General features: G+C 71.6%; 20 protein-coding genes. 3 read left to right on the forward strand and 17 right to left on the reverse strand.

Features of this window, described 5'->3' with window-relative positions; all coding sequences use genetic code 11:
• Positions 1 to 85: 85 nt before the first annotated feature.
• The gene (locus ACGFNN_RS29600; RefSeq protein WP_393560447.1) at positions 86 to 1,171 is read right to left on the reverse strand and encodes a prephenate dehydrogenase; all 1,086 of its coding nucleotides are present in this window, start codon (positions 1,169 to 1,171) and stop codon (positions 86 to 88) included.
• On the reverse strand, positions 1,168 to 1,530 hold the full coding sequence (gene aroH / locus ACGFNN_RS29605; protein ID WP_362548778.1) for a chorismate mutase: 363 nt from the start codon (positions 1,528 to 1,530) through the stop codon (positions 1,168 to 1,170). Before aroH ends, ACGFNN_RS29600 begins: the two co-directional genes overlap by 4 nt.
• Before the next feature lie 225 nt (positions 1,531 to 1,755).
• Here aroH and ACGFNN_RS29610 point away from each other — a divergent pair, with 225 nt between their 5' ends.
• Complete coding sequence (locus tag ACGFNN_RS29610) at positions 1,756 to 2,169, forward strand: Rieske (2Fe-2S) protein (RefSeq protein WP_393560449.1); 414 nt, start codon at positions 1,756 to 1,758, stop codon at positions 2,167 to 2,169.
• Positions 2,170 to 2,179: 10 nt separating this feature from the next.
• Positions 2,180 to 2,872, forward strand: coding sequence for a DNA polymerase beta superfamily protein (locus ACGFNN_RS29615; RefSeq protein WP_393560451.1), 693 nt, complete (start codon positions 2,180 to 2,182; stop codon positions 2,870 to 2,872).
• 10 nt (positions 2,873 to 2,882) lie between these two features.
• Here the strand turns inward: ACGFNN_RS29615 and ACGFNN_RS29620 are convergent, their stop codons facing one another.
• From ACGFNN_RS29620 to ACGFNN_RS29690, 15 genes are all read right to left on the reverse strand, one after another.
• Positions 2,883 to 3,866: a class I SAM-dependent methyltransferase gene (locus ACGFNN_RS29620; protein WP_393560452.1), complete on the reverse strand. Its 984-nt coding sequence runs from the start codon at positions 3,864 to 3,866 to the stop codon at positions 2,883 to 2,885.
• Between the two features lie 74 nt (positions 3,867 to 3,940).
• A complete protein-coding gene (locus ACGFNN_RS29625) occupies positions 3,941 to 4,729 on the reverse strand; it encodes a DNA polymerase beta superfamily protein (RefSeq protein WP_393560454.1) in 789 nt (262 codons plus the stop codon).
• A 3-nt stretch (positions 4,730 to 4,732) separates the two neighbouring features.
• Positions 4,733 to 5,755 (reverse strand): ADP-ribosylglycohydrolase family protein, encoded by a 1,023-nt coding sequence (locus ACGFNN_RS29630; protein ID WP_393560456.1) that lies wholly within the window; start codon positions 5,753 to 5,755, stop codon positions 4,733 to 4,735.
• Positions 5,752 to 6,507 (reverse strand): NUDIX domain-containing protein, encoded by a 756-nt coding sequence (locus tag ACGFNN_RS29635; RefSeq protein ID WP_393560458.1) that lies wholly within the window; start codon positions 6,505 to 6,507, stop codon positions 5,752 to 5,754. Before ACGFNN_RS29635 ends, ACGFNN_RS29630 begins: the two co-directional genes overlap by 4 nt.
• Positions 6,504 to 7,583, reverse strand: a complete 1,080-nt coding sequence (locus tag ACGFNN_RS29640; protein WP_393560459.1) for an AAA family ATPase — start codon at positions 7,581 to 7,583, stop codon at positions 6,504 to 6,506. Before ACGFNN_RS29640 ends, ACGFNN_RS29635 begins: the two co-directional genes overlap by 4 nt.
• Positions 7,580 to 8,233: a nicotinamide riboside transporter PnuC gene (gene pnuC / locus ACGFNN_RS29645; protein WP_393560461.1), complete on the reverse strand. Its 654-nt coding sequence runs from the start codon at positions 8,231 to 8,233 to the stop codon at positions 7,580 to 7,582. Before pnuC ends, ACGFNN_RS29640 begins: the two co-directional genes overlap by 4 nt.
• 131 nt (positions 8,234 to 8,364) lie before the next feature.
• Positions 8,365 to 9,525, reverse strand: a complete 1,161-nt coding sequence (locus tag ACGFNN_RS29650; RefSeq protein WP_393560463.1) for a pseudouridine synthase — start codon at positions 9,523 to 9,525, stop codon at positions 8,365 to 8,367.
• Positions 9,525 to 10,175: an SMC-Scp complex subunit ScpB gene (gene scpB / locus ACGFNN_RS29655; RefSeq protein ID WP_393560465.1), complete on the reverse strand. Its 651-nt coding sequence runs from the start codon at positions 10,173 to 10,175 to the stop codon at positions 9,525 to 9,527. Before scpB ends, ACGFNN_RS29650 begins: the two co-directional genes overlap by 1 nt.
• Entirely contained in the window at positions 10,172 to 11,317 is a 1,146-nt protein-coding gene (locus ACGFNN_RS29660) for a segregation/condensation protein A (RefSeq protein ID WP_393560467.1), read from the reverse strand. Before ACGFNN_RS29660 ends, scpB begins: the two co-directional genes overlap by 4 nt.
• A gap of 100 nt (positions 11,318 to 11,417) precedes the next feature.
• Positions 11,418 to 11,999, reverse strand: coding sequence for a hypothetical protein (locus ACGFNN_RS29665; RefSeq protein ID WP_393560518.1), 582 nt, complete (start codon positions 11,997 to 11,999; stop codon positions 11,418 to 11,420).
• Positions 11,996 to 13,114 (reverse strand): ParA family protein, encoded by a 1,119-nt coding sequence (locus ACGFNN_RS29670; RefSeq protein WP_103513592.1) that lies wholly within the window; start codon positions 13,112 to 13,114, stop codon positions 11,996 to 11,998. Before ACGFNN_RS29670 ends, ACGFNN_RS29665 begins: the two co-directional genes overlap by 4 nt.
• A 359-nt stretch (positions 13,115 to 13,473) precedes the next feature.
• Positions 13,474 to 14,589, reverse strand: coding sequence for an alanine dehydrogenase (gene ald / locus ACGFNN_RS29675; protein ID WP_393560520.1), 1,116 nt, complete (start codon positions 14,587 to 14,589; stop codon positions 13,474 to 13,476).
• 144 nt (positions 14,590 to 14,733) lie between these two features.
• A complete protein-coding gene (locus tag ACGFNN_RS29680) occupies positions 14,734 to 16,806 on the reverse strand; it encodes a tetratricopeptide repeat protein (protein WP_393560469.1) in 2,073 nt (690 codons plus the stop codon).
• Positions 16,807 to 17,177: 371 nt separating this feature from the next.
• On the reverse strand, positions 17,178 to 17,804 hold the full coding sequence (locus tag ACGFNN_RS29685) for an NUDIX domain-containing protein (RefSeq protein WP_393560471.1): 627 nt from the start codon (positions 17,802 to 17,804) through the stop codon (positions 17,178 to 17,180).
• 149 nt (positions 17,805 to 17,953) lie between these two features.
• On the reverse strand, positions 17,954 to 19,624 hold the full coding sequence (locus tag ACGFNN_RS29690; protein ID WP_362548818.1) for a CTP synthase: 1,671 nt from the start codon (positions 19,622 to 19,624) through the stop codon (positions 17,954 to 17,956).
• Positions 19,625 to 20,061: 437 nt separating this feature from the next.
• On the opposite strand from ACGFNN_RS29690, the gene ACGFNN_RS29695 reads away from it, so the two are divergent.
• A complete protein-coding gene (locus ACGFNN_RS29695) occupies positions 20,062 to 21,864 on the forward strand; it encodes a glycoside hydrolase family 15 protein (protein ID WP_393560522.1) in 1,803 nt (600 codons plus the stop codon).
• Positions 21,865 to 22,042: the final 178 nt, after the last annotated feature.

Raw genomic sequence — 22,042 nt, forward strand, 5'->3', positions numbered from 1 at the left:
ACGGCCTCCCACAAGGTTACCGAGTGCGCGAAGCGCGTTTGTACCCCTGTCGCGCCCCGCGCCCCGGGGGCGGCCGCACCAGGCGTCAGGGGCGGATCGACCAGCCGCGCTCACCGAGGGCGGCGCTCAGCGCGGGCGCGGCGCTGGGCTCGACCATCAGCTGGACCAGCCCTGCCTGCTGGCCGGTGGCGTGCTCGATACGGACGTCCTCGATGTTGACGCCCGCCTTGCCCGCGTCGGCGAAGATCGCCGCCAGCTCGCCCGGCCGGTCGCTGATCAGCACGGCGACTACCTCGTACGAGGCGGGGGCGGCGCCGTGCTTGCCGGGGACCCTGACGCGCCCGGCGTTGCCGCGGCGCAGGACGTTCTCGATGCCCTCGGTACCGGAGCGGCGCTCGTCCTCGTCGGCGGACTGGAGACCGCGCAGTGCCCGGACGGTCCCCTCCAGGTCGGCGGCGACCCCGGCCAGCACGTCGGCGACCGGGCCGGGGTTGGCGGAGAGGATCTCCACCCACATCCGGGGGTCGGACGCGGCGATGCGGGTGACGTCCCTGATCCCCTGGCCGCACAGGCGTACGGCGGTCTCGTCGGCCTCCTCCAGCCGGGCGGCGACCATCGAGGAGATCAGCTGCGGGGTGTGGGAGACCAGGGCGACGGCACGGTCGTGGGCGTCGGCGTCCATGACGACCGGCACCGCCCTGCACAGCGCCACCAGCTCGAGCGCCAGGTTGAGCACCTCGGTGTCGGTCTCCCGCGTCGGGGTGAGGACCCAGGGGCGGCCCTCGAAGAGGTCCGCGGTGGCGGCCAGAGGACCGGAGCGCTCCTTCCCGGCCATCGGGTGCGTCCCGATGTACGGGGTGAGGTCGGCGCCGAGCGCCTCGAGTTCGCGGCGGGGGCCTCCCTTGACGCTGGCCACGTCGAGGTAGGCGCGGGCGATCTTGTCGCGCATCGCGGTGGCGAGCACGGAGGCGGTGTGAGCCGGCGGCACGGCGACGATCGCCAGGTCGACGGGGCCTTCGGGCGCCTCGTCCGTACCGGCGCCGAGCGCGGCCGCCGTCCGGGCGCAGGACGGGTCGTGGTCGGCCAGGTGGACCTGGATGCCACGGCTCGCGAGGGCGAGGGCGGCGGAGGTGCCGACGAGGCCGGTTCCGATGACGAGGGCTGTTCTCACTGGGCGATGTCCTTGCGGAGGGCGCCGGTGGCGCCGAGGTAGACGTGGCTGATCTCCGCCTTGGAGAGATATGTCTCGACGTGGGCGAGGACCCGGACCACCCGGGGCATGGCCCCGGTGATGTCGAGCTCCTGCGCGCAGATCAGCGGTACGTCGACGATACCGAGGCCCCGCGCCGCCGCGGCCGGGAAGTCGCTGTGCAGGTCGGGGGTGGCCGTGAACCAGACGCTGATCAGGTCGTCGGCGACGAGCTGGTTGCGTTCCAGGACCGCGGTGAGGAGCTCACTCACCCGCTCGTCCATGTGACCCGCGTCGTCCCGGTCCAGCTGGACGGCTCCACGGACTGCTCGTACCGCCACGTCGTACCCCTCGTCGCCTCGTGCTGCGTGCCCTTTCAGCCTAGTGCCGCGCCGGGCACGCCGATCATCGTGCTCTCTCCGTGAGACGCCAGGGCGGTGGCGCTTCCGTGCCCCGGTCGGACGCATCCGCCGCCGGGTTGCGCGGCCGGGGCGAACGGCGGGGTGACGATGCTTCTCGCCGGCCGCGTCCTGCCCCGGCGTCCGTCACCCATCGAGGAGAAGACCATGAACGCACGGCGGAGGACGGTCCTGACCGCGGGAGCGGCGGTGCTGGTGACCGGCTGCGGATCGTCCGGCGACGGCGGGGGCGGGGACGGCGAGAGCTCTCCGCCCGCCTCGGGTGACGCGGAACTGGCGAGGACCGCGGACATCCCGGTGGGCGGCGGCAAGATCTTCGCCGACCGGAAGATCGTGGTGACCCAGCCCGCCGCCGGGCAGTTCAAGGCGTTCTCCGCGGTGTGCACCCATGCGGGCTGCATCGTGTCCTCGGTCGCCGGGGGCACGATCGACTGCGCCTGTCACGGCAGCCGCTTCAGCATCGAGGACGGGGCGGTCGAGCAGGGCCCCGCCACCCGCGCCCTCCCCGCCGAGCGGATCACCGTGGAGGGCGGCGGCATCCGGCTCGCCCAGAGGGCGTAGCCTCACGCGCATGATCGACCCTGACGGCGCCCGGCTGGTGCGGGAGCACACCGTCTACGCCTGTGTGATGGGTTCCCGTGCCTTCGGGCTGGCCACCGACGGCAGCGACACGGACCGGCGCGGGGTCTTTCTCGCGCCCACACCGCTGTTCTGGGGCTTCACGAAGCCCCCGACCCATGTGGAGGGTCCGGCCGACGAGCAGTTCTCCTGGGAGCTGGAGCGCTTCTGCGAGCTGGCCCTGCGTGCGAACCCCAATGTGCTGGAGTGCCTGCACTCCCCGCTCGTGGACCGGATCGACGCCACCGGCCGCGAGCTGCTGGACCTGCGCGGGGCCTTCCTGTCCCGCCGTGCCCACGGGACGTTCGTGCGTTACGCCCTGGGGCAGCGGCGGAAGCTGGAGGCCGATGTCCGGACGCACGGCGTCCCGCGCTGGAAGCACGCCATGCACCTGCTGCGGCTGCTGGCGTCCGGCCGTGACCTGCTGCGGACGGGTGAGCTGCGGATCGAGGTCGGGGACGCGCGCGAGGACCTGCTGTCGGTGAAGCGGGGCGAGGTCCCGTGGGCCGAGGTGGAGCGCCGGATGAACCGGCTGGCCGAGGAGAACGACGAGGCCGTCGCACGCTCCCCGTTGCCGCCGGAGCCGGACCGGGAACGCGTGGAGGCGTTCCTGGTCCGGGCCCGGCGGGCTTCGGCCGGCGGGTGACCGGGGACAGTCAGGAGGGGCGGCGGGCCACCCACAGCTCCCGGACGGAGCGGACGACCAGGTCGTCCCGGTGGCGGACGTCCTTCGGTCCCCCGTCGAGCAGGGCGTCGAGCCCCGCGAGGTCGGCGGGGGCGGTCCTGCCCTCCAGGGCACCGCGGATGCGGGAGAACACGATCCGCGCGTAGCGGCCGACGCCCTCGGGCAGCGGCGCGCGCAGCTCCAGCCGCTCCGTCTGCTCGTGCTCGACGGTGAAGCCGGCCTCGGTGAGCCGCTGCCCCCAGTCCGCGCCCAGGTGCGGGACCTGCTCCCCGTGGAGTTCGTCCATGGCCTCTCGGCAGCGTGCCTCCAGGCCGGGGCCGCCCTCCTCGCCGGCGTCCGGCAGGAAGCGCGGGAGCCCGTCCAGCTCGGCGACGGCGAGCAGCCCGCCGGGGCGCAGCGCGGCCCGAGCCCCGGCAAGGGCCGCGGCTGGGTCGTCGACGTGGTGGAGCGATGCGGAAGCCCAGACGAGGTCGGCGTCCTCGACCCCTGCGAGCCCGGCGCCCGCGTCGGCCTCCAGGGGGCGCACCCTGTCGCCGAGTCCCTTGGCGCGGGCCGCCTCGACGAGCCGGGCGAGCATCGTGGGCGAACTGTCGACCGCGGTCACCGTGGCGCGGGGGAAGCGCTCCAGCAGGGCGAACGTCCCCGTACCGGTGCCCGAGCCGAGGTCGACGACGTGTCGGACGTCCCCTCCACCCCCGGCCAGGTGCGCGATCCGGGCGGTCACGGACTCGATGTACGGCGCGAAGAGCGCGGCGTCGAGGTCGAGCATCTCGGCGAGCTCGTCGTCCCGGACCGCGTCGTCCGCGTGGTGGTCGTGTCCGTGGTGTTCGTGCCCTTGGTGTTCGTGCCCATGGGCGTGGTGACCGTGGGCGTGGCGGTCCTGTGCCTGGTGGTCGTGAGCAGGGGACGCGGCGCCGTGGTCGTCGGCGGGCGGCCGGGATGCGGAACGAGTCATGCCGCCACTATGGAAAATATTTGCACCGAAGGCAACCAAGCTTGCCGTTCCCGCAAACTTCTGGAGTCCCGGGGTCAGGAGGCCGGATCCGTCAGCCGGACCCGGACGACGAGATCGTGCAGAGCGCCGAAGCCCGACGGTGCCTCGGCGAGGTGCGAGCCAGCCTGGGCTTCGTCGAGCACGGCGTGCAGTGCCTCGATGTCACGCGACGCCCGTCCCGCGTCGACCAGGTGCGCCGGCCCGTGCTCGGCCTCCGCCTTGGCCTGGATCAGTTCGGGAAGGCAGGCCGGGGCGGCGACCTCGTCCAGCAGGGTCGGCAGGTGTGCCACCAGCGTGCCGGTGCGCATCAGGTGGATGCCGGTGAGCAGCGCCCGGAACGTGTAGAGCAGCGGCTTGAGTTCACCGGTCCTCCCGAACAGCCGCCACTGCGTGCCCGCGAAGCCGCGGTAGTGGTGGGCGTGGTTGCTGGTCACCACCGCCGGTGCCAGCGAGGCCAGTTCGGCGTGCAGCTCCGTGCTGTGCACCACCAGCGGGGAGAGCAACTGCTCCAGGACGTAGCCGTTCGGCTTCAGCATGAGCCGGACGAACTTGCGCAGGTCGTGGGTGACCAGATCCATCTCGACGCCGTCGTGGTCCCACATCCGCGACCGCGTCTCCTCCGGTTCCCGGAGCCCGACCAGGTCCTTCGCGGGCAGGACGTGGACCCCCCGCAGGTCCACGTCCGAATCCTGGGAGGGGAAGCCGTACAGGTGGGCTCCCGAGACCGTCGCGAAGGCGAGCGGGCACGGCTCCCCGTCGAGTACGGACGCGAGGTCGATGGCGGGGAGCCCCGCGCGGGCCAGGAGGTCGGGGTCGGTGTTCATGCGTCAAGCGTCCCAGAGCGCCGCCAGGGACAGCAGGTCGCTGCGGTACTCGATGCGTTCCGACCACTCCTTGGGCCATGCCCCCGCCCCGAGGTGCGCCCCCGCGAGCGCCCCCGTCATACAGGCCAGGGAGTCGGAGTCGCCCCGGGTGCAGGCGGCTCTGCGCAGGGCGGTGACGGGCTCCTCGGGGAAGAGGAGGAAGCAGTGCAGTGCGGTGGCGAGGGCCTCCTCGGCGATCCAGCCGTCACCGGTGACCTCGCAGGGGTCGGTCTCGGGCGACGGGGAGCGCAGTGCGTCCTGGACCCGTGCGAGGGCGGTGAGGCATTCGTCCCAGCCGCGGCTGATGAAGGCCTCGGGCGAGGCGTCGTGGGTGTAGCGCCACAGGTCACCGAGCCACCGCCTCAGGTAGCGCCCGCGGTTCTCGTAGGCGTACGAGCGGAGCTGGCCCACCAGTCCGAGGGGCTCAGTCCCCTGTGCGAGCAGGAACACCGCGCGCGCCATCAGGTCGGAGGCGGCCAGCGCGGTGGGGTGACCGTGGGTCAGGGCGGACTGGAGCTGGGCGGCCCCGGCGCGCTGTTCGTCGCTCAGACCGGGTACGAGGCCGATGGGCGCGACGCGCATGTCGGCGCCGCAGCCCTTGGATCCGGTCCGGCTGGCTTCCTGCCAGACCCTGTCGCCCTCGAGGAGTTCGCACGCCTCGATGCAGGTGCGGCCGGGGGCCCGGTTGTTGTCGGGCGAGCGGTTCCAGCGCACGAACTCCTCCCGCACGGGGCCCGCCATCCGCTCCGGGGTGAGCAGGCCCTGGTCCATCGCGGTGCGTATCCCGCGTCCCAGCGCGATGGTCATCTGGGTGTCGTCGGTGACGAACGCCGGCGTCGGCAGGGCCATCTGCCGCCAGGGCCCGCACTTGGCGAGGATCGAGGGGACGTCGTTGAACTCGGTGGGGAAGCCCAGCGCGTCGCCGAGCGCGAGCCCGGTCAGCGCGCCCGTGGCGGCCTGCTTGGTGAGAATCCTTGTCGGGATCATGGTCTCCGTCCTTGTGTCCGTCCTTCGGGACGCCCGTCAGGGCGCAGCAGCGGGGGGTGCAGGGCGGTGGCGGCACCCGCCCGGTAGAGGGCGGCGGGTTTCCCCCGCCCTCCGGTGCGGCGCGGCGGTCCGTCCACGGCCTGGACGAAGCCGGGTGTGGCGAGGACCTTGCGCCGGAAGTTGGGCCGGTCGAGCTCGACGCCCCAGACGGTCTCGTAGACCTGCTGGAGCTCGCCGAGGGTGAACTCCTCGGGGCAGAAAGCGGTGGCGAGGCAGGAGTACTCCAGCCGGGCGCCGATGCGGTCGTGCGCGTCGGCCAGGATGCCGTCGTGGTCGAAGGCCAGCGGCCCGGCGCCGTTCACGTCCCACCACCGGGCGCTGGCCGCGTCCCCGCCGCCCTGGGGTTCGGGGAGGTCGGGCACGAGAGCGGCATAGGCGACGGAGACGACCCGCATCCTCGGGTCGCGGTCCGGGTCGCTGTAGGTGCGCAGTTGTTCGAGGTGGAAGGCGCGGACCGACTTCTGGGTGAGGCCGGTCTCCTCCGCGAGCTCGCGGCGGGCCGCCTCCTCCGCGGACTCCCTCGGCAGGACGAAACCGCCGGGCAGTGCCCACCGCCCCCGATAGGGGGCCTGTCCGCGTTCGACGAGCAGCACGTGGAGCCGCGCCTCGCGGACGGTGAAGACGGCGAGGTCCACGGTGACGGCGAAGGGCTCGAAGGCCCGGGGGTCGTAACCGTCGGGGGCGGTGCTCATCGCTTCTCCGGCAGGGGTGCGGTGAAGTGCCATCCGGTGGCGAGCAGTTCGTCGACGGCCTCGACCGCGGTGCGCAGCCGCTCCTCGCGGGTGCCGGTGATCTCGATGAACCGCCTGCCGGTACGGGTGAGTTCGGCACGGAAGCGGTCGGTCATCCAGGGCCGCAACTCCTCGCCGTCGCGCAGCCCGTCGTCCTCGAAGGGCACTCCCTCGTGGTCGGTGAGCAGCCAGAGGTGGTGGCCGACCCGGTCGGCGGTCAGCTCGACGAGGGGGTTGCGCCCGCCGATGTAGCGCTCGTGCCAGACGGTGGTGGCGAACGAGTCGGTGTCGCAGAAGAGCACCGGGGAGCCGGCCCGTGCCGCGGCCTCCTCCCTGGCGTTCTGGGTCTCGGCGATGAGGGGGAACTCGTCGGTGGTGAAGGCCACGTCCTCCCACTGGGCCCCGGGCCACCGTGCGCGCAGCGCGGCGAGCTTCTCCTCGCTGAACTCCCGCCCGTACTCGGAGACGTACCCGGTGCGCGCCCAGACACCGCCGCGCCGGCGGTAGTGGCCCGCCAGGGCGCGGGCCAGCGTCGTCGTGCCGGTGGACTCGGCGCCGAGGACCACGACCCGGCGGGCGAGCGCGGCGCGTACGGGTGGCTCCAGGTGGTCCCAGCAGCGGACGGGGTCGGCGCGGACCGCGGTGCCGGAGACCGGGAAGAGCATGCGCTCCGGGTCGACGAGGACGGACCGGGCGCCGAAGCGGCGGGCGAGCTCCTCGCCGTACGGCTCCGAGGTGAAGACCGCGTCGACCCGTTCGGGCACGGCGGTGGTGAACACCTCCATGTGCGCGTCCCAGACGGCGGCGTCGGTGAGGTCCACGGGGATGTCGTCCACCGCCCCCACCACCCGCACGTCGGGGTGGACCTCCCGCATCCAGGCGACCCGGTCGGCGAGGGACACGGATTCGACGGAGGCGGCGCAGACCAGCACGGTGAGCCGCTCGCACCGGTCCCGGGCGGTACGGACGAGGTGGTGGTGGCCGGCGTGGGGCGGATAGAACTTGCCGAGGACGAGACCGTGCCCGTACCGCTTCACGCCGCCACCGCCCTGTCCTCGCGGTGGTGCGGCGCGAGGTCCCGCCTCCAGTCGCGCAGCCCGATCAGGCAGAGGACGAGGAAGCCCGCGTAGAGCAGGGAGGTCAGGTAGAGCTCCTTGTACGCGTAGAGCGGGATGTACACCAGGTCGGCGGCGATCCAGAGCCACCAGGACTCGACCCTCTTGCGGCACTGCCCGTACGTCGCCATCAGCGACAGCGAGGTGGTCAGGGCGTCCCAGAACGGCACGGTGGAGTCGGTGGCCCTGGAGAGCAGCAGGGTGAGACCGAGCGTCCCCACCGCCCCCGCCGCGAGCAGCCAGGTCCATTCGGTGCGGGAGGTGCTCCGCACCGGCAGGACGGACGAACCCGGTCCACCCCCGTGGGTCCAGGTCCACCAGCCGTACACGGCGAGGGAGATGAAGACGATCTGCAGGCCGGCGTCGGCGTACAGACCGGACTGGGTGAACAGCAGGATGAAGAAGAGGTTGTTGGCGATGCCGATGGGCCAGTTGGCCAGGTGCTGGCGGGCCACGAGCCACACGCACAGCGCGCCGCTGCCGAATCCCAGCACCTCGGTCCAGCTGACCGGCGTGCCGAGGGCTGTCACCAGGGGCTGTTGCAGGGGGTCGAGTATGTCCGCGAGCGTCACCGCGCCGCCTCCTTCTTCTTTATGGTCACTCTGACTATAAAGAAGAACGGGGGACGGCGAAAGGCCCGTGGCCGGTCCCGTTCGAAAAACGAACGGGACCGGCCACGGGCCTCGATTGCGGGTGGTGCGGCCTACAGGCCGACCTCGTTCATCAGCATGCCCACCTCGGTGTTGGTCAGGCGGCGCAGCCAGCCCGACTTCTGGTCGCCCAGCGGGATCGGCCCGAACGACGTCCGCACCAGCCGGTCGACCGGGAAGCCGGCCTCGGCCAGCATCCGGCGGACGATGTGCTTGCGGCCCTCGTGGAGGGTGACCTCGACCAGGTAGTTCTTGCCGGTGTTCTCGACGACGCGGAAGTGGTCGGCCCGGGCGTACCCGTCCTCCAGCTGGATGCCGTCCTTGAGCCGCTTGCCGAGGTCGCGCGGGAGCGGCCCCTGGATGGCTGCCAGGTAGGTCTTCTTCACCCCGTACTTGGGGTGGGTCAGCCGGTGTGCCAGCTCACCGTGGTTGGTGAGCAGGATGATGCCCTCGGTCTCGGTGTCGAGACGGCCCACGTGGAACAGCCGCGTCTCACGGTTGGTGACGTAGTCACCGAGGTTCTGCCGGCCGTCGGGGTCTCCCATGGTGGAGACGACACCTGCGGGCTTGTTCAGCGCGAAGAAGAGGTACGACTGGGTGGCGACGGTCAGGCCGTCGACCTTGATCTCGTCCTTCTGCGGGTCGACGCGCATGCCCTGTTCGAGGACGATCTCGCCGTTGACCTCGACCCTGGCCTGCTCGATCAGCTCCTCGCAGGCCCGGCGGGAGCCCATGCCGGCGCGGGCGAGGATCTTCTGCAGGCGCTCGCCCTCCTGCTCGGCGCCCGGGTGGGTCTTGGGCAGCTTGATCTCGGGCTTCCCGGCGTACCTGTCGCGGTTGCGCTGCTCGATCTTGGCGTCGAGCTCCCGGGGGCGGGCGGGCGCGCCCTGGCGGCGGCCGCCCTTGCTCACGTTCTGCGCGGACTTCGGGCCGCCCTTGGCCCCACCGCGCGCGGCGGAACCACGGCCCTTGCGGGGGCCGCCGTCGCCGCCCGGCTTGTCGGAGCCGACGTCGTAGCGGCGCTCCTCGGGACGGGGCCGGCGGGGGCGCTGCTCCTGCTTGTCGTCGCGCTTGTCGTCGCGCTCGGAGCGGGGAACCCGGGGGTTCGGGTTGCTGTTCCTGCCGGTGCCGGCGTTGTTCCTGCCGCGGCCGCCGCCACTGCTCCGGCCGCCGCTGCTGCCGCCGCTTCCGCTGTTCCTGCCACTGCTTCGCATCAAAAATCCGTCTTGTCGTCTGCGTGAGTATCCGGGGTGTCCGGTGCGTCCGGATCGAACGACGGCACACCCTCTAGCGTCTCAGCCTCGATCGCGTCCGCCTCCGGGAGGAAGGGCGCGAGCTCCGGGAGCTCGTCCAGGCCTCGCAGGCCCATGCGCTCCAGAAAGTAGTTCGTCGTCCTGTACAGGATCGCACCTGTTTCGGGTTCCGTGCCCGCCTCCCCGACGAGACCCCTCTGGAGCAGGGTGCGCATGACGCCGTCGCAGTTGACCCCGCGCACCGCGGACACCCTCGACCGGCTGACCGGCTGACGGTACGCGACGACGGCGAGCGTCTCCAGCGCGGCCTGCGTGAGCCGGGCGTGCTGGCCGTCCAGGACGAACCCCTCGACGGCCCGGGCGTACTCGGGGCGGGTGTAGAAGCGCCAGCCTCCGGCGACGAGCCTGAGGTCGAATCCGCGGCGCTGCGCGGTGTACTCGTCGGACAGCTCGCGCAGGGCGTCCGCGACGGCCCGGCGCGGACGCTGGAGGATCTTGGCGAGGTGCTCCTCGGTGGCGGGCTCGTCGACGACCATGAGGACCGCCTCCAGGGCGGGCTTGAGGTCGAGCCCGGCAACCGTGGTGTCGCGCCCGTCGTCTTCTGTGCTCATGCCTCTCGATCCTCCTGCGGTTCGCGCACCTCTTGGTCGAACTCGTCCGTGACCACCGGCTCCGCCCCCTCGGCCCCGGCCCAGCGCACCAGCAGGTCGCCGAGCGCCTCCTCCTGGTCGAGCGTGACCGCCTTCTCCCGGTAGAGCTCCAGAAGGGCCAGGAAGCGTGCGACGACCGTGAGGGTGTCCGCCGCGTCCTCGGTCAGCTCCCGGAAGCTGATCTCGCCCTCCGCGCGCAGCCGCGCCACCACGATCTCCGCCTGTTCGCGCACGCTGACGAGGGGGGCGTGGATGTGGTCGACGTAGACCTGGGGCTTCGGCTTCGGCTGCATCGCCTTGACCGCGAGCCGAGCGAAACCCTCGGGGCCGATGCTGATCACGACCTCGGGCAGGAGCGCCGCGTGCTGGGGTTCCAGTCCGACCGTGCGGGGGTGGCGACGCGACTCGGAGTCCAGCCGGTCGCTGAAGATCTCCGCGATCCGCTTGTACGCGCGGTACTGCAGCAGTCGGGCGAAGAGCAGGTCCCGCGCCTCCAGCAGGGCGAGGTCCGCCTCGTCCTCCACCTCGGCCGTGGGGAGCAGCCTGGCCGCCTTCAGGTCCAGGAGCGTCGCCGCGACGACGAGGAACTCGGTGGTCTGGTCGAGGTCCCAGTCCGGCCCCATGGCGCGGATGTGCCCCATGAACTCGTCGGTGACCTTCGACAGCGCGACCTCGGTCACATCGAGCTTGTGCTTCGAGATGAGCTGGAGGAGCAGGTCGAAGGGGCCCTCGAAGTTGACCAGCCGGACGGTGAACCGGCGGTCGTCACCGGCCTCGGGGACCTGGACCGGCGGTTCCGGCGCGTCCCGCGCGGGTGCGACCGGTGGAACCGGTCCTGCCACCTCGTCCGTCGTGTCCCGCCCGCGCTCGACGGCCTCCGTACGGTCCGGAGAGGGCACGGGTGGCTCCTGGGCGGGCGCGGGAGGCCCGGACGGCTCAGGAGAGCCTCCAGGGGCCGCGGAGACCCCGGGAGGAGGCACAGGGGGCGCCAGGAGGGCCTCAGCGGTCGGAGGCGACTCCGCCGGGGCCGCCGCCGGCCGCGTCCCCGGGCCGCGGCCGAGGGCTCGGCGGGTCGGGCGGGGCGTGTCGTCGGCAGTCGGCATGTGCTGGGGTCCAGGGGTGCGGCGGGAGGTGGGCGGTGCGCCCCGGGGCCGGGCCGCGCGTACGGCGGCCCTCCCCGGCAGGCTACCGGCGCCTCGCCGGTCAGCGGCCCCGCAGCCTCCGTACGAGGATGCTCGCGTCGCCGCGCGACTCCAGGTCGGCCAGCACCACGGCTACGGCCTCCCGGACGATACGCCCGCGGTCCACGGCCAGGCCGTGTTCGCCGCGCAGCACGAGACGCGCGTGCTCGAGGTCCATGAGTTCCTCGGCCGACACGTAGACGGTGATCTTCTCGTCGTGGCGCTCCCGGCCACTGGGACGGCGGTTCGCACCCCGCCCTCCGCCCCGTCCGCGCTGCGGCTGGACCGTGGTGGCCGCACCCGCGGGCTGTGCCGTGCGCGCCGGGGGCGGGACGGGCGCGTCCCGCTCCTCGGCTTCGGCACGGCCGCGGGAGCCGCCGCCGTCGGCGTCGGCCGCGGAGTGCTCCTCCCGGGGCGCACCGGGTGTGTCACCGCTCGCCTGTGTGCCGCCCTGGCCGGTCTCCGCCGCCGGCTCGCTCCCGCCGGAGGGCGCGGGGACCCGCGCCTCGCCGTTCGCCTTGCGTCGCCGCTCGGCTGGGGACGAGGCCTGCAGGCCCATGCCCCCGGTGGTACGGAACAGCTCGTCGGCGCCCGGCAGACTCACTCGGCGTGACACCGGGCGAGCACCTCCCTGGCGAGCTGACGGTAGGCGGCCGCGCCGACCGAGTTCGACGCGTAGGTGGTGATGGGCTCACCGGCGACCGTGGTCTCGGGGAAGCGCACGGTCCGTCCGATGACGGTGTGGTAGACGTGGTCGTCGAAGGCCTCGACGACGCGTGCGAGCACCTCACGGCTGTGCACCGTGCGGGAGTCGTACATCGTGGCGAGGATGCCGTCGAGCTCCAGCTCGGGGTTGAGACGCTCCTGGACCTTCTCGATGGTCTCGGTGAGCAGCGCCACACCTCGCAGCGCGAAGAACTCGCACTCCAGCGGGACTATCACCTTGTGAGCGGCCGTCAGGGCGTTGACGGTGAGCAGGCCGAGCGAGGGCTGACAGTCGATCACGATGTAGTCGTAGTCGGCCATCAGCGGCTTCAGGGCACGCTGGAGCGTCGACTCCCGGGCAACCTCGCTCACCAGCTGCACCTCGGCGGCCGAGAGGTCGATGTTGCTGGGGAGCAGGTCCATGTTGGGCACGGCCGTCTTCAGCAGCACCTCGTCGGCGGCCATGCCCCGCTCCATGAGCAGGTTGTAGACGGTGAGGTCGAGTTCCATCGGGTTGACCCCGAGTCCGACGGACAGGGCGCCCTGCGGATCGAAGTCGACGAGCAGCACACGCCGGCCGTACTCCGCGAGTGCGGCACCCAGGTTGATGGTCGACGTGGTCTTGCCGACGCCGCCCTTCTGGTTGCACATCGCGATGATCTTCGCGGGACCGTGGTCGGTCAGCGGACCGGGGATCGGGAAGTACGGCAGCGGGCGGCCGGTCGGGCCGATCCGCTCACGGCGCTGACGGGCGGCGTCGGGCGCGAGCGTGGCCGCGTACTCCGGGTCGGGCTCGTATTCGGCATCGGGGTCGTAGAAGTGCCCCTCGGGCACCTCGGCGAAGTCGGCGAAGTGGGCGGTCTCCCGGCCACTCTCGTTGCCGGCCATGGCGTTCACGTGTAGGCCGTCCATCATCTGGGGGGCTGTCGTCATCTGCTGGTGGGTGGCGAAGGTGCGGACAGCGACGGAGCCGACAGCTTCGAGCCCGATCGGGCTCAGACCCCGTGCGGGCATCCCTGGTTGACCACCCCCGGGAGTAATTGTCGACTCATTCACAAGTCGTCTTACCTCCTTGGATGTGACCAGGAAACTTATCGATAGGTCAGCGTGGCACCATGCCGACGATTGGCGACTCTATGGCGTGTCACCGGTTCGCAGCAACACAATCCGCCGGACCCGGCCCGATGTGTCGGCAATCGAACACCCCGCTGTCAAGAGCGAGAAGCGTCCGGGACGCACCTTTGGCAGGGGTGCAAAACGGGTAGAGGGTTACGTCTCCGACGAGTTGGGCCGGGTACGCGGACGCGTCCGGCCGGACCCCGCTGAGCGGGGTCCGGCCGGACGCGTGAGGTTGACGGGGAGAGTTGACCCACTCAGCCGAGAAGCGTCTCCAGGGCGACGTGGTCGAGCCCGTGCGACTCGGCCACCTCGCGGTAAACCACCTGTCCGTCATGGGTGTTGAGACCCTTGGCGAGCGCGGCGTCACGGCGCAGGGCGTCCACCCAGCCACGGTTCGCCAGCTCCAGGATGTAGGGCAGCGTGGCGTTGGTCAGGGCGTACGTCGAGGTGTTGGGCACCGCGCCGGGCATGTTGGCGACGCAGTAGAAGACCGAGTCGTGGACGTTGAACGTCGGGTCGGCGTGCGTGGTCGGACGCGAGTCCTCGAAGCAGCCGCCCTGGTCGATCGCAATGTCGACAAGAACACTTCCGGGCTTCATCTTGGCGACCAGCTCGTTGGTGACCAGCTTGGGAGCCTTCGCTCCCGGGATGAGCACGGCACCCACGACGAGGTCGGCCTCGACGACGGCCTTCTCGAGCTCGAGGGCGTTCGAGACGACGGTCCGCACCTTCGTGCCGAAGACCTTGTCGGCCTCACGGAGCTTGTTGATGTCCTTGTCGAGCAGCGTCACGTGGAAGCCGAGCCCGACGGCGATCTGCGTGGCGTTCCAGCCGGACACGCCGCCGCCGATGACGACGGCACGGGCCGAACCGGTGCCGGGGACACCGCCGGGGAGCACACCGCGGCCGCCGACCGAGCGCATCAGGTGGTAGGCGCCGACCTGCGGGGCGAGGCGCCCGGCGACCTCGGACATCGGGGCGAGGAGGGGCAGGGCCCGGGTCGCGGTCTCGACCGTCTCGTACGCGATGGCGGTGGTGCCCGAGGCGAGCAGCGCGTCCGTGCACTCGCGCGAGGCGGCGAGGTGCAGGTAGGTGAAGAGGGTCTGACCCTTGCGGAGGCGGTGGTACTCCTCGGCGACCGGCTCCTTGACCTTGAGCAGCAGGTCGGCGGCGGCCCAGACCTCGTCGGCGGTGGGGAGGATCCGCGCACCGGCGGCCACGTACTCCGCGTCCGGGATGGAGGACCCCTCGCCGGCGTGCTGCTCGACGAGGACCTGGTGGCCGTGGCGGACGAGCTCGTGCACTCCGGCAGGGGTGATCGCCACCCGGAACTCGTTGTTCTTGACTTCGCGGGGGATGCCGACCTTCACGTCGATCACGGTCCTTGGCTCGGTGATGTGCTCGGACATGGCGGGGCATACCCGCATGAATCAAGCATAGGGGGAGACACCGCAGTGATGCGCGGCAGAGCCATCATTAATGAAGGGCTTCGCGCTGTCCAGCCTTACAAAGCATTAATTTTCTGCGGATGCACTACGGATTTCGCAGGCGCCACTGTCGTCTTCGAGCAGTCTGTCGGCTGTGGCACGGTGCAGCCGGGCCGCCGCCGGGTCGCCGAGCCGGTCCAGGGTGTCGGCCAGCCTGAGCTCGAGCGCGGCCTGCAGACGCACGTCACCCGCCCTGCGCGCCAGCTCGACCGCCTCCCTGCAGGTGTGGAGCGATTCCTGCGGCCGGCCCGCGTACTCCTGCACCCGGGCCGCCTCGCTGAGCGCCCGCGCCTGGGCCGGGACGTCCCCGAGCCTGCGGTACCCGGCCGCGGCCGCCCGCCAGTCGCGCAGGGCCTCGCCGTAACGCCCGGCATAGGCGTGTACGGCCCCGAGCCGTCCGTACAGCCGCGCCGCGTCGGCCCGCTCGCCCTGGCCGAGCCGCTGCGCCAGGGCCCGGCCGTACCAGTCGGAGGCCCGGCTGAAGTCGCCCAGTTCGGCGTAGGCCCCACCTGCGGATTCCATCGCCCGGCCGGTCGCGTAGAGGTCACCTGCGGCGCGTCCGGCGTCGAGGGCCGCCCGGTAGCGCACCAGCGCCCCCTCCGTACGGCCGGTCCTGGCGTCCAGATCGGCGAGGTTCAGCAGGGCCGCCGCCTTCTCCCGGGGCAGGTCTCGGCGCTCGGCCACGTCGAGGACCAGGCCGTGCAGCCCGTAGAGCACGGGAGCGGCGTCCTCCGTGCCCCGGTGCGCCGCGAGAGCCCTGACGAGAGCGGCCACCAGCCGTCGGGCGAGGGTGTCCAGATCCCCCTCCCTCACCGCGGAGCGGGCGGCGGCCACCAGCGCGGGCTCGCGGATCCTGAGCCACTCCGCGGCGGACTCCGGAGGGGAGAAGCGCAGGGAGCTCGGCAGCCCGGCCAGCCTGCGGCGGGCCGGGGAGTCCTCGGGGTCGGTGACCGCCCGGCACGCCTGGAGCCTGCGTACGGTCCGCTCCAGCATCCTTGCCCGCGCCAGCTGGATCTCGCCGGGCCGCTCCGCCTCCTCCAGTGCGGCGCGCACCAACGGGGCGAGACAGCCCGGCAGTTCGTACTGAGGCTGTCGCGCGCCGTCCGTCCTGAGCAGCCCGAGCCGCACGAAGTCGTCGAGGGCGGTCTCCGCCGCCGGCACCGAGCATCCGGCCAGCGCGGACGCGGTGTGGGCGTCGGCCAGACCGGCGGGTGCGAGGGCGAGCAGGCGCAGGGTACGGGCGGCCGCCGGCGGGAGCGACTCGTGGACCAGCCTGAAAGCGCGCGCCAACGGCCTCGACGCCGCCGGGACTTCGGAGTCGACCTGCTGGTCGCGCAGTCGTCCGGCGGCATCGGCGACCGACGCGCCCGGTCGTGCGGCGAGCCAGCCGGCGACCAGGGTGAGTGTGGCGGGGTGTCCTCCGCACTCCTGCGCGAGCGCCTCGGCCGTGCGGGGATCCACGGTGACGCGGACCTGCCCGATGGCGCGGGCGAGCAGCCGGACCGCGGAACCGGTGTCGAGACCTCCGACGGTGCATGGGCGGACCCCCGGAATCCCGGTGAGGGGACCGGTCGCGACCGCGACGACCAGGCAGTCCGGGTTGTCGGGGAGCAGCGGGTCGACCTGCTCCGCGTCCACGGCGTCGTCGAGCACGATCAGGGCCCGCCGCGAGGCGAACGCCTCCCGGACCATCCCGGAGAGCTCGTCCTCGTCCGCCCCGGGCGGAGCGGGAACGGCGAGCAGGTCCAGCAGCCCGCGCGCCGTGCGCTCCCCCGGGACCCGCTCACCGTCCGGATCCGTGAGCTGGACATGGAAGACCCCGTCGGGGTAGTCCCCCGGTTCCGTGAGCCTGCGGGCGAGTTCGGCGGCGAGGGCGGAGCGTCCGGATCCGGGACGCCCCGCGATCAGCAGGACCCGTGCCCGGGCGGCTTTGCGGCCGGCCAGGGTGTCCAGGCCTGCCCGCCCGACATCTTCCTGAAGGGCTTTCAGTTCTCTTTCGCGGCCGAAGAACTGGGATGGAGTGACGTCCGGCGGTTCATCGGCTCCGGACGTCCTCGCCGTTTCGGCCGGGCCGCTGGTGTCCACCGCCTGATCGGTCACGGGCCACGCTCCACTTCGCTGCACGCGGTTGCCCGCCGGAACTCCGCGCGGGGCCTTTCGAGCCTAGGGTCTGTCCGGCGGATCTTCGTGGATCAGCCCGCGGCGTCTGGTGCGTGCTCTCGGCGTGCGTCAGGATCGCCCTCGTACTGGACGTACTCGGGTGATTCGGGCGTACGGCGAGAGTGCGTGCCAGGCGTCGTGGGCCCGCGAAGCTCCGCCGGACAGACCCTAGTTCAGCGGTGCGGACGATCATGGCCGAGCGCGGCGGACGCATCCCCCGATCGGATCAGCATTTCGTACGATCAGCCGCCTGCTCGCCGTCCTCCGTTCGCCGCGACACGGACGCACGGAAGACGGGAGCCGGCGGATCGTCAGGCCTCGAAGGGCCGGGCGGGCCAGGGCGCATCGGCCGGGCGCAGGGAGTCGACCCCGTCGCCCGCGAGCGCCGCGGTCAGCGACAGGACGCCGACGACCAGGCAGTTGTTGTGCAGGTCACCCGCGAGCACCCCTCGCGCGAGGTCCTCCAGAGGCACTCGGGCCTCCTCCATGTCGGCCTCCTCCTCGGAGACCGCGAAGCGTTCGCCCTCGGCCTCGGAGAGGTCCCGGGCGAGGAAGATGCGTACGGCCTCGTCACAGCCGCCCGGCGTCGTGTAGACGTCGGTGAGCACCCGCCAGTCCTCGGCCTTGACGTGGGCCTCCTCGTAGAGTTCGCGCTGCGCCGCGTGCAGCGGGTTCTCACCGGGGATGTCGAGGAGCCCCGCCGGGATCTCCCACAGCTTGTGGCGCACCGGGTGCCGGTACTGCCGCAGGACGAGGACCCGGCCCTCGTCGTCGAGTGCGAGCACCGCCACGGATCCGGGGTGGACCTGGTAGTCGCGGCTGTGGACGCTGCCGTCGGGCATCACGACGTCGTCGGTGCGGACGCTGGTCTTGTTGCCGGTGAAGGGGGTCACCGACGCGGTGACCTGCCACTCCTCGGGCGTGTCCTGGAAACCCATGTACGTCCTCCCACGAACAAACGGAAACCGGGGTACCGCGTCCCCTTCAGGACGTGTACCCCGGTCAACCGTATCGCTTCGGACCGTGGCCCTACGTTCGGATCGTGCCGGATCAGGGAGCGGAGCCGGGCAGGACCGGAACGCCGGACTCAGGCGTCGGCGCCGGTGCCCCGTGCCGCGACCTGACGCTCCACGGCGGCCTTCACCAGACCGGCGAAGAGCGGGTGGGGCCGGGTCGGACGGGACCGCAGCTCCGGGTGCGCCTGCGTGGCGACCAGGTAGGGGTGGACCTCGCGCGGGTACTCGACGTACTCGACGAGCTTGTTGTCCGGGGAGGTTCCGGAGAAGACCAGGCCGGCCTTCTTCTCCAGCTCCGCGCGGTAGCCGTTGTTCACCTCGTAGCGGTGGCGGTGGCGCTCCTCCACGTAGGGCTCACCGGCGTACGCCTCGCGCACCAGGGAGCCCTCGGCGAGCTTCGCCGGGTACAGGCCGAGGCGCATGGTGCCGCCCAGGTCGCCCGCGCCCTCGACGTACGCCAGCTGCTCCTCCATCGTCGAGATGACGGGGTGCCCGGTGGCGGCGTCGAACTCGGTGGAGTTGGCGTCCGGGATGCCGGCGAGGTTCCGCGCGGCCTCGATCACGATGCACTGCAGGCCGAGGCAGAGGCCGAGCAGCGGCACCTTGTTCTCACGGGCGAACTGGATGGCGCCGACCTTGCCGACCACACCGCGCTCGCCGAAGCCGCCGGGGATGCAGATCGCGTCGACGTCGCCGAGCTGCTTCTGCGCGCCCGCCGGGGTCTTGCAGTCGTCGGAGGCGACCCACTTGACCTTGACGCGGGCCTTGTTCGCGAAGCCGCCGGCCCGGATCGCCTCGGTGACCGAGAGATAGGCGTCGGGCAGGTCGATGTACTTGCCGACCAGGGCGACGGTGACCTCGTGGTCGGGGTTGTGGACGCGGTCGAGCAGGTCGTCCCAGGTGGTCCAGTCGACGTCGCGGAAGGGCAGGTCCAGCTTGCGGACCACGTAGGCGTCCAGACCCTCGGTGTGCAGCACCTTGGGGATGTCGTAGATCGACTTGGCGTCCACACAGGCCACCACGGCGGAGTCGTCGACGTCGCACATCAGCGAGATCTTGCGCTTGATGGCGGTCGGGACGTCACGGTCGGCGCGCAGGACGATGGCGTCCGGCTGGATGCCGATGTTGCGCAGGGCGGCGACGGAGTGCTGGGTCGGCTTGGTCTTCAGCTCACCGGAGGGGCCGATGTAGGGCAGCAGCGAGATGTGCACGACGAAGACGTTGTCGCGGCCGACCTCGTGGCGCACCTGACGGACCGTCTCCAGGAACGGCAGCGACTCGATGTCGCCGACCGTGCCGCCGACCTCCGTGATGACGACGTCCACGTCGTCGGTGGCCATGCGGCGGATGCGGTGCTTGATCTCGTTGGTGATGTGCGGGATGACCTGGACGGTGTCGCCGAGGTACTCGCCCCGCCGCTCCTTGGCGATGACCTGCGAGTAGACCTGGCCGGTCGTGACGTTGGCCGAGCCGTCGAGGTCGACGTCCAGGAAGCGCTCGTAGTGACCGATGTCCAGGTCGGTCTCGGCCCCGTCGTTCGTGACGAAGACCTCACCGTGCTGGAACGGGTTCATCGTGCCGGGGTCGACGTTGAGGTAGGGGTCCAGCTTCTGCATGGTGACCCGGAGGCCCCGCGCCTTGAGCAGGGCACCGAGGCTGGAGGCAGTCAGACCCTTGCCGAGGGAGGAGGCGACACCCCCGGTGACGAAGATGTGCTTGGTCGTCGTGGATGTGGGCTGCATAGCCAAAGGGGGCTCCCGTGGTCGCGATCGTGAGGTGCGTACCGGCGTGCCGCACGGAGGTTTCCGGGGTGCCGTCGCTGCGGTTCGGGGGCCTCGTCCACTCTCGGGACGACCACCGGTCCACGGGCTACCAGGGTATCAGCGACGAGGAGAGGTCGCTTCCAGCCATACCCCCGCCCCGCCGAACACAAGATCATCACGTTCGTTTCAGGTCCCACCCATTCGCCCGTGACAGGCGGCGGACAAGTTGCGGACAGTCGCGCGGATCTCCCGGGTGCGTCGTATCCTGCTCGGACACTCGCTGCCGAGTTGGCCGGCCCAGCGGCTCCACCCCAGCCCGCTCACCCGCGCAAGAGCTCGTCGGTTCTACTACAACGACCCCTTGACCAGCAGTAAGCGCCCTGCGGGGCGACATGGCCGTTCGACTGGAGACGCACGTGGCCGGGCGCATCGAGGATTACGCACTCATCGGAGACATGCAGACCGCAGCACTGGTCTGCCGGGACGGAACCGCGGACTGGCTGTGCCTGCCACGTTTCGATTCCCACGCGATTTTCGCCGGGCTCCTCGGCACCGAGGAGAACGGTTTCTGGCGGCTGGGACCCGCCCGTGCGGAGGGGGCGCAGCCCCCGACGGCGGACCGGCGCCGCTACCGCGGTGACTCGCTCGTCCTCGAGTCGGAGTGGGACACCCCCAGGGGCACGGTCCGGGTGACCGATTTCATGCCGCCGCGTGACGGCGCGCCCCAGCTGATCCGCATCGTGGAGGGGGTGAGCGGCCGGGTCCCCATGCGATCCGAACTGCGGATGCGGTTCAGCTACGGCCGGGTCACCCCGTGGGTGCACAAGGTGGACGGCCGTACGGTCGCCGTCGCCGGGCCCGACTCGGTGTGGCTGGACACCGAGGCCGAGACCTATGGCCAGAACCTGACGACCTACTCCGACTTCACCGTGGCCCCGGGTGACCGGATCGCCTTCACCATCAGCTGGCAGCCCTCGCACCACGAGCCCCCCGGCGTGCCCGATCCGGAGTCCTCGCTGACGGCGACGGAGGACTTCTGGCGCGAGTGGGTGGAGCAGTGCACGTACCACGGCCCCTACCGTGAGGCCGTCGTCCGTTCCCTGATCACGCTGAAGGCGCTCACCTACGCTCCGACCGGTGGCATCGTGGCCGCCCCGACCACCTCGCTGCCCGAGGACATCGGCGGCTCGCGTAACTGGGACTACCGCTACACCTGGCTGCGGGACGCGGCGATCACGCTCTCCTCGCTGCTCCGCACCGGTTACCGCGAGGAGGCGCGCGCCTGGCGCGAGTGGCTGCTGCGGGCCGTCGCGGGCGACCCGGAGAACCTGCAGATCATGTACGGCATCGCCGGAGAGCGGGAGCTCGGGGAGGCGGAGCTGGACTGGCTGCCCGGGTACGAGAACTCCGCCCCGGTCCGGGTCGGCAACGGCGCGGCCAACCAGCTCCAGCTCGACGTGTACGGCGAGGTCACCGAGGCGCTGCACCTCGCGCACATGACGGGGCTGACCCGCAACGACTACGCGATGGGCCTCCAGCTGAAGCTGATCAGCTACCTGGAGAAGCACTGGGAGGAGCCCGACGAGGGCATCTGGGAGGTGCGCGGGCCGCGCCGTCACTTCGTGCACTCCAAGGTGATGGCCTGGGTGGCGGTGGACCGCACGATCAAGCTGATCGAGTCCGGCGACGCGGAGGGACCGCTGGAGCGCTGGTACCAGCTGCGCGACGACATCCACCGCGATGTCTGCGAGCGGGGCTACGACCAGGAGCGCAACACCTTCACCCAGTCCTACGGGTCCCAGGAACTGGACGCGTCCCTGCTGCTGATCCCGCAGATGGGTTTCCTGCCGCCCGACGACAAGCGGGTCATCGGCACGATCGAGGCGATCCAGCGGGAGCTGTCCACGGAGGACGGTTTCGTCCTGCGGTACCCGACCGAGGGCGACGACGCCGGCGTGGACGGTCTGGAGGGCGACGAGGGCGCGTTCCTGGCCTGCTCGTTCTGGCTGGCGGACGACCTGGCGATGATCGGCCGGGTCGACGAGGCCCGCCGCCTCTTCGAGAAGCTGCTGTCCCTGCGCAACGACCTCGGACTGCTGGCCGAGGAGTGGGACTCCGGGCTCCAGCGCCAGGTGGGCAACTTCCCCCAGGCGTTCAGCCACGTGCCGCTGATCGACACGGCGCTGCGGCTGACGGCCAGCGGAGCGTACGCGGGCTGAGCCGGTGTGGGATCCCGTTCCTCGTGTCGGATTCCGCGCGGGGATGTCGTAGCCGTGTCGGATACGACAGGTAAGCGGGATCCATGCCTCTAACTCAAGCAGTTCCACTCTTCGTGTACCGGACCGTCCCGGTCGTCATCAACGCAGACGACCGGGGCATGCCAGCAGCGTTCGGCGG

This window comes from Streptomyces sp. NPDC048590 (assembly GCF_043199535.1).
In the GTDB taxonomy this organism is placed as follows: Bacteria; Actinomycetota; Actinomycetes; order Streptomycetales; family Streptomycetaceae; genus Streptomyces.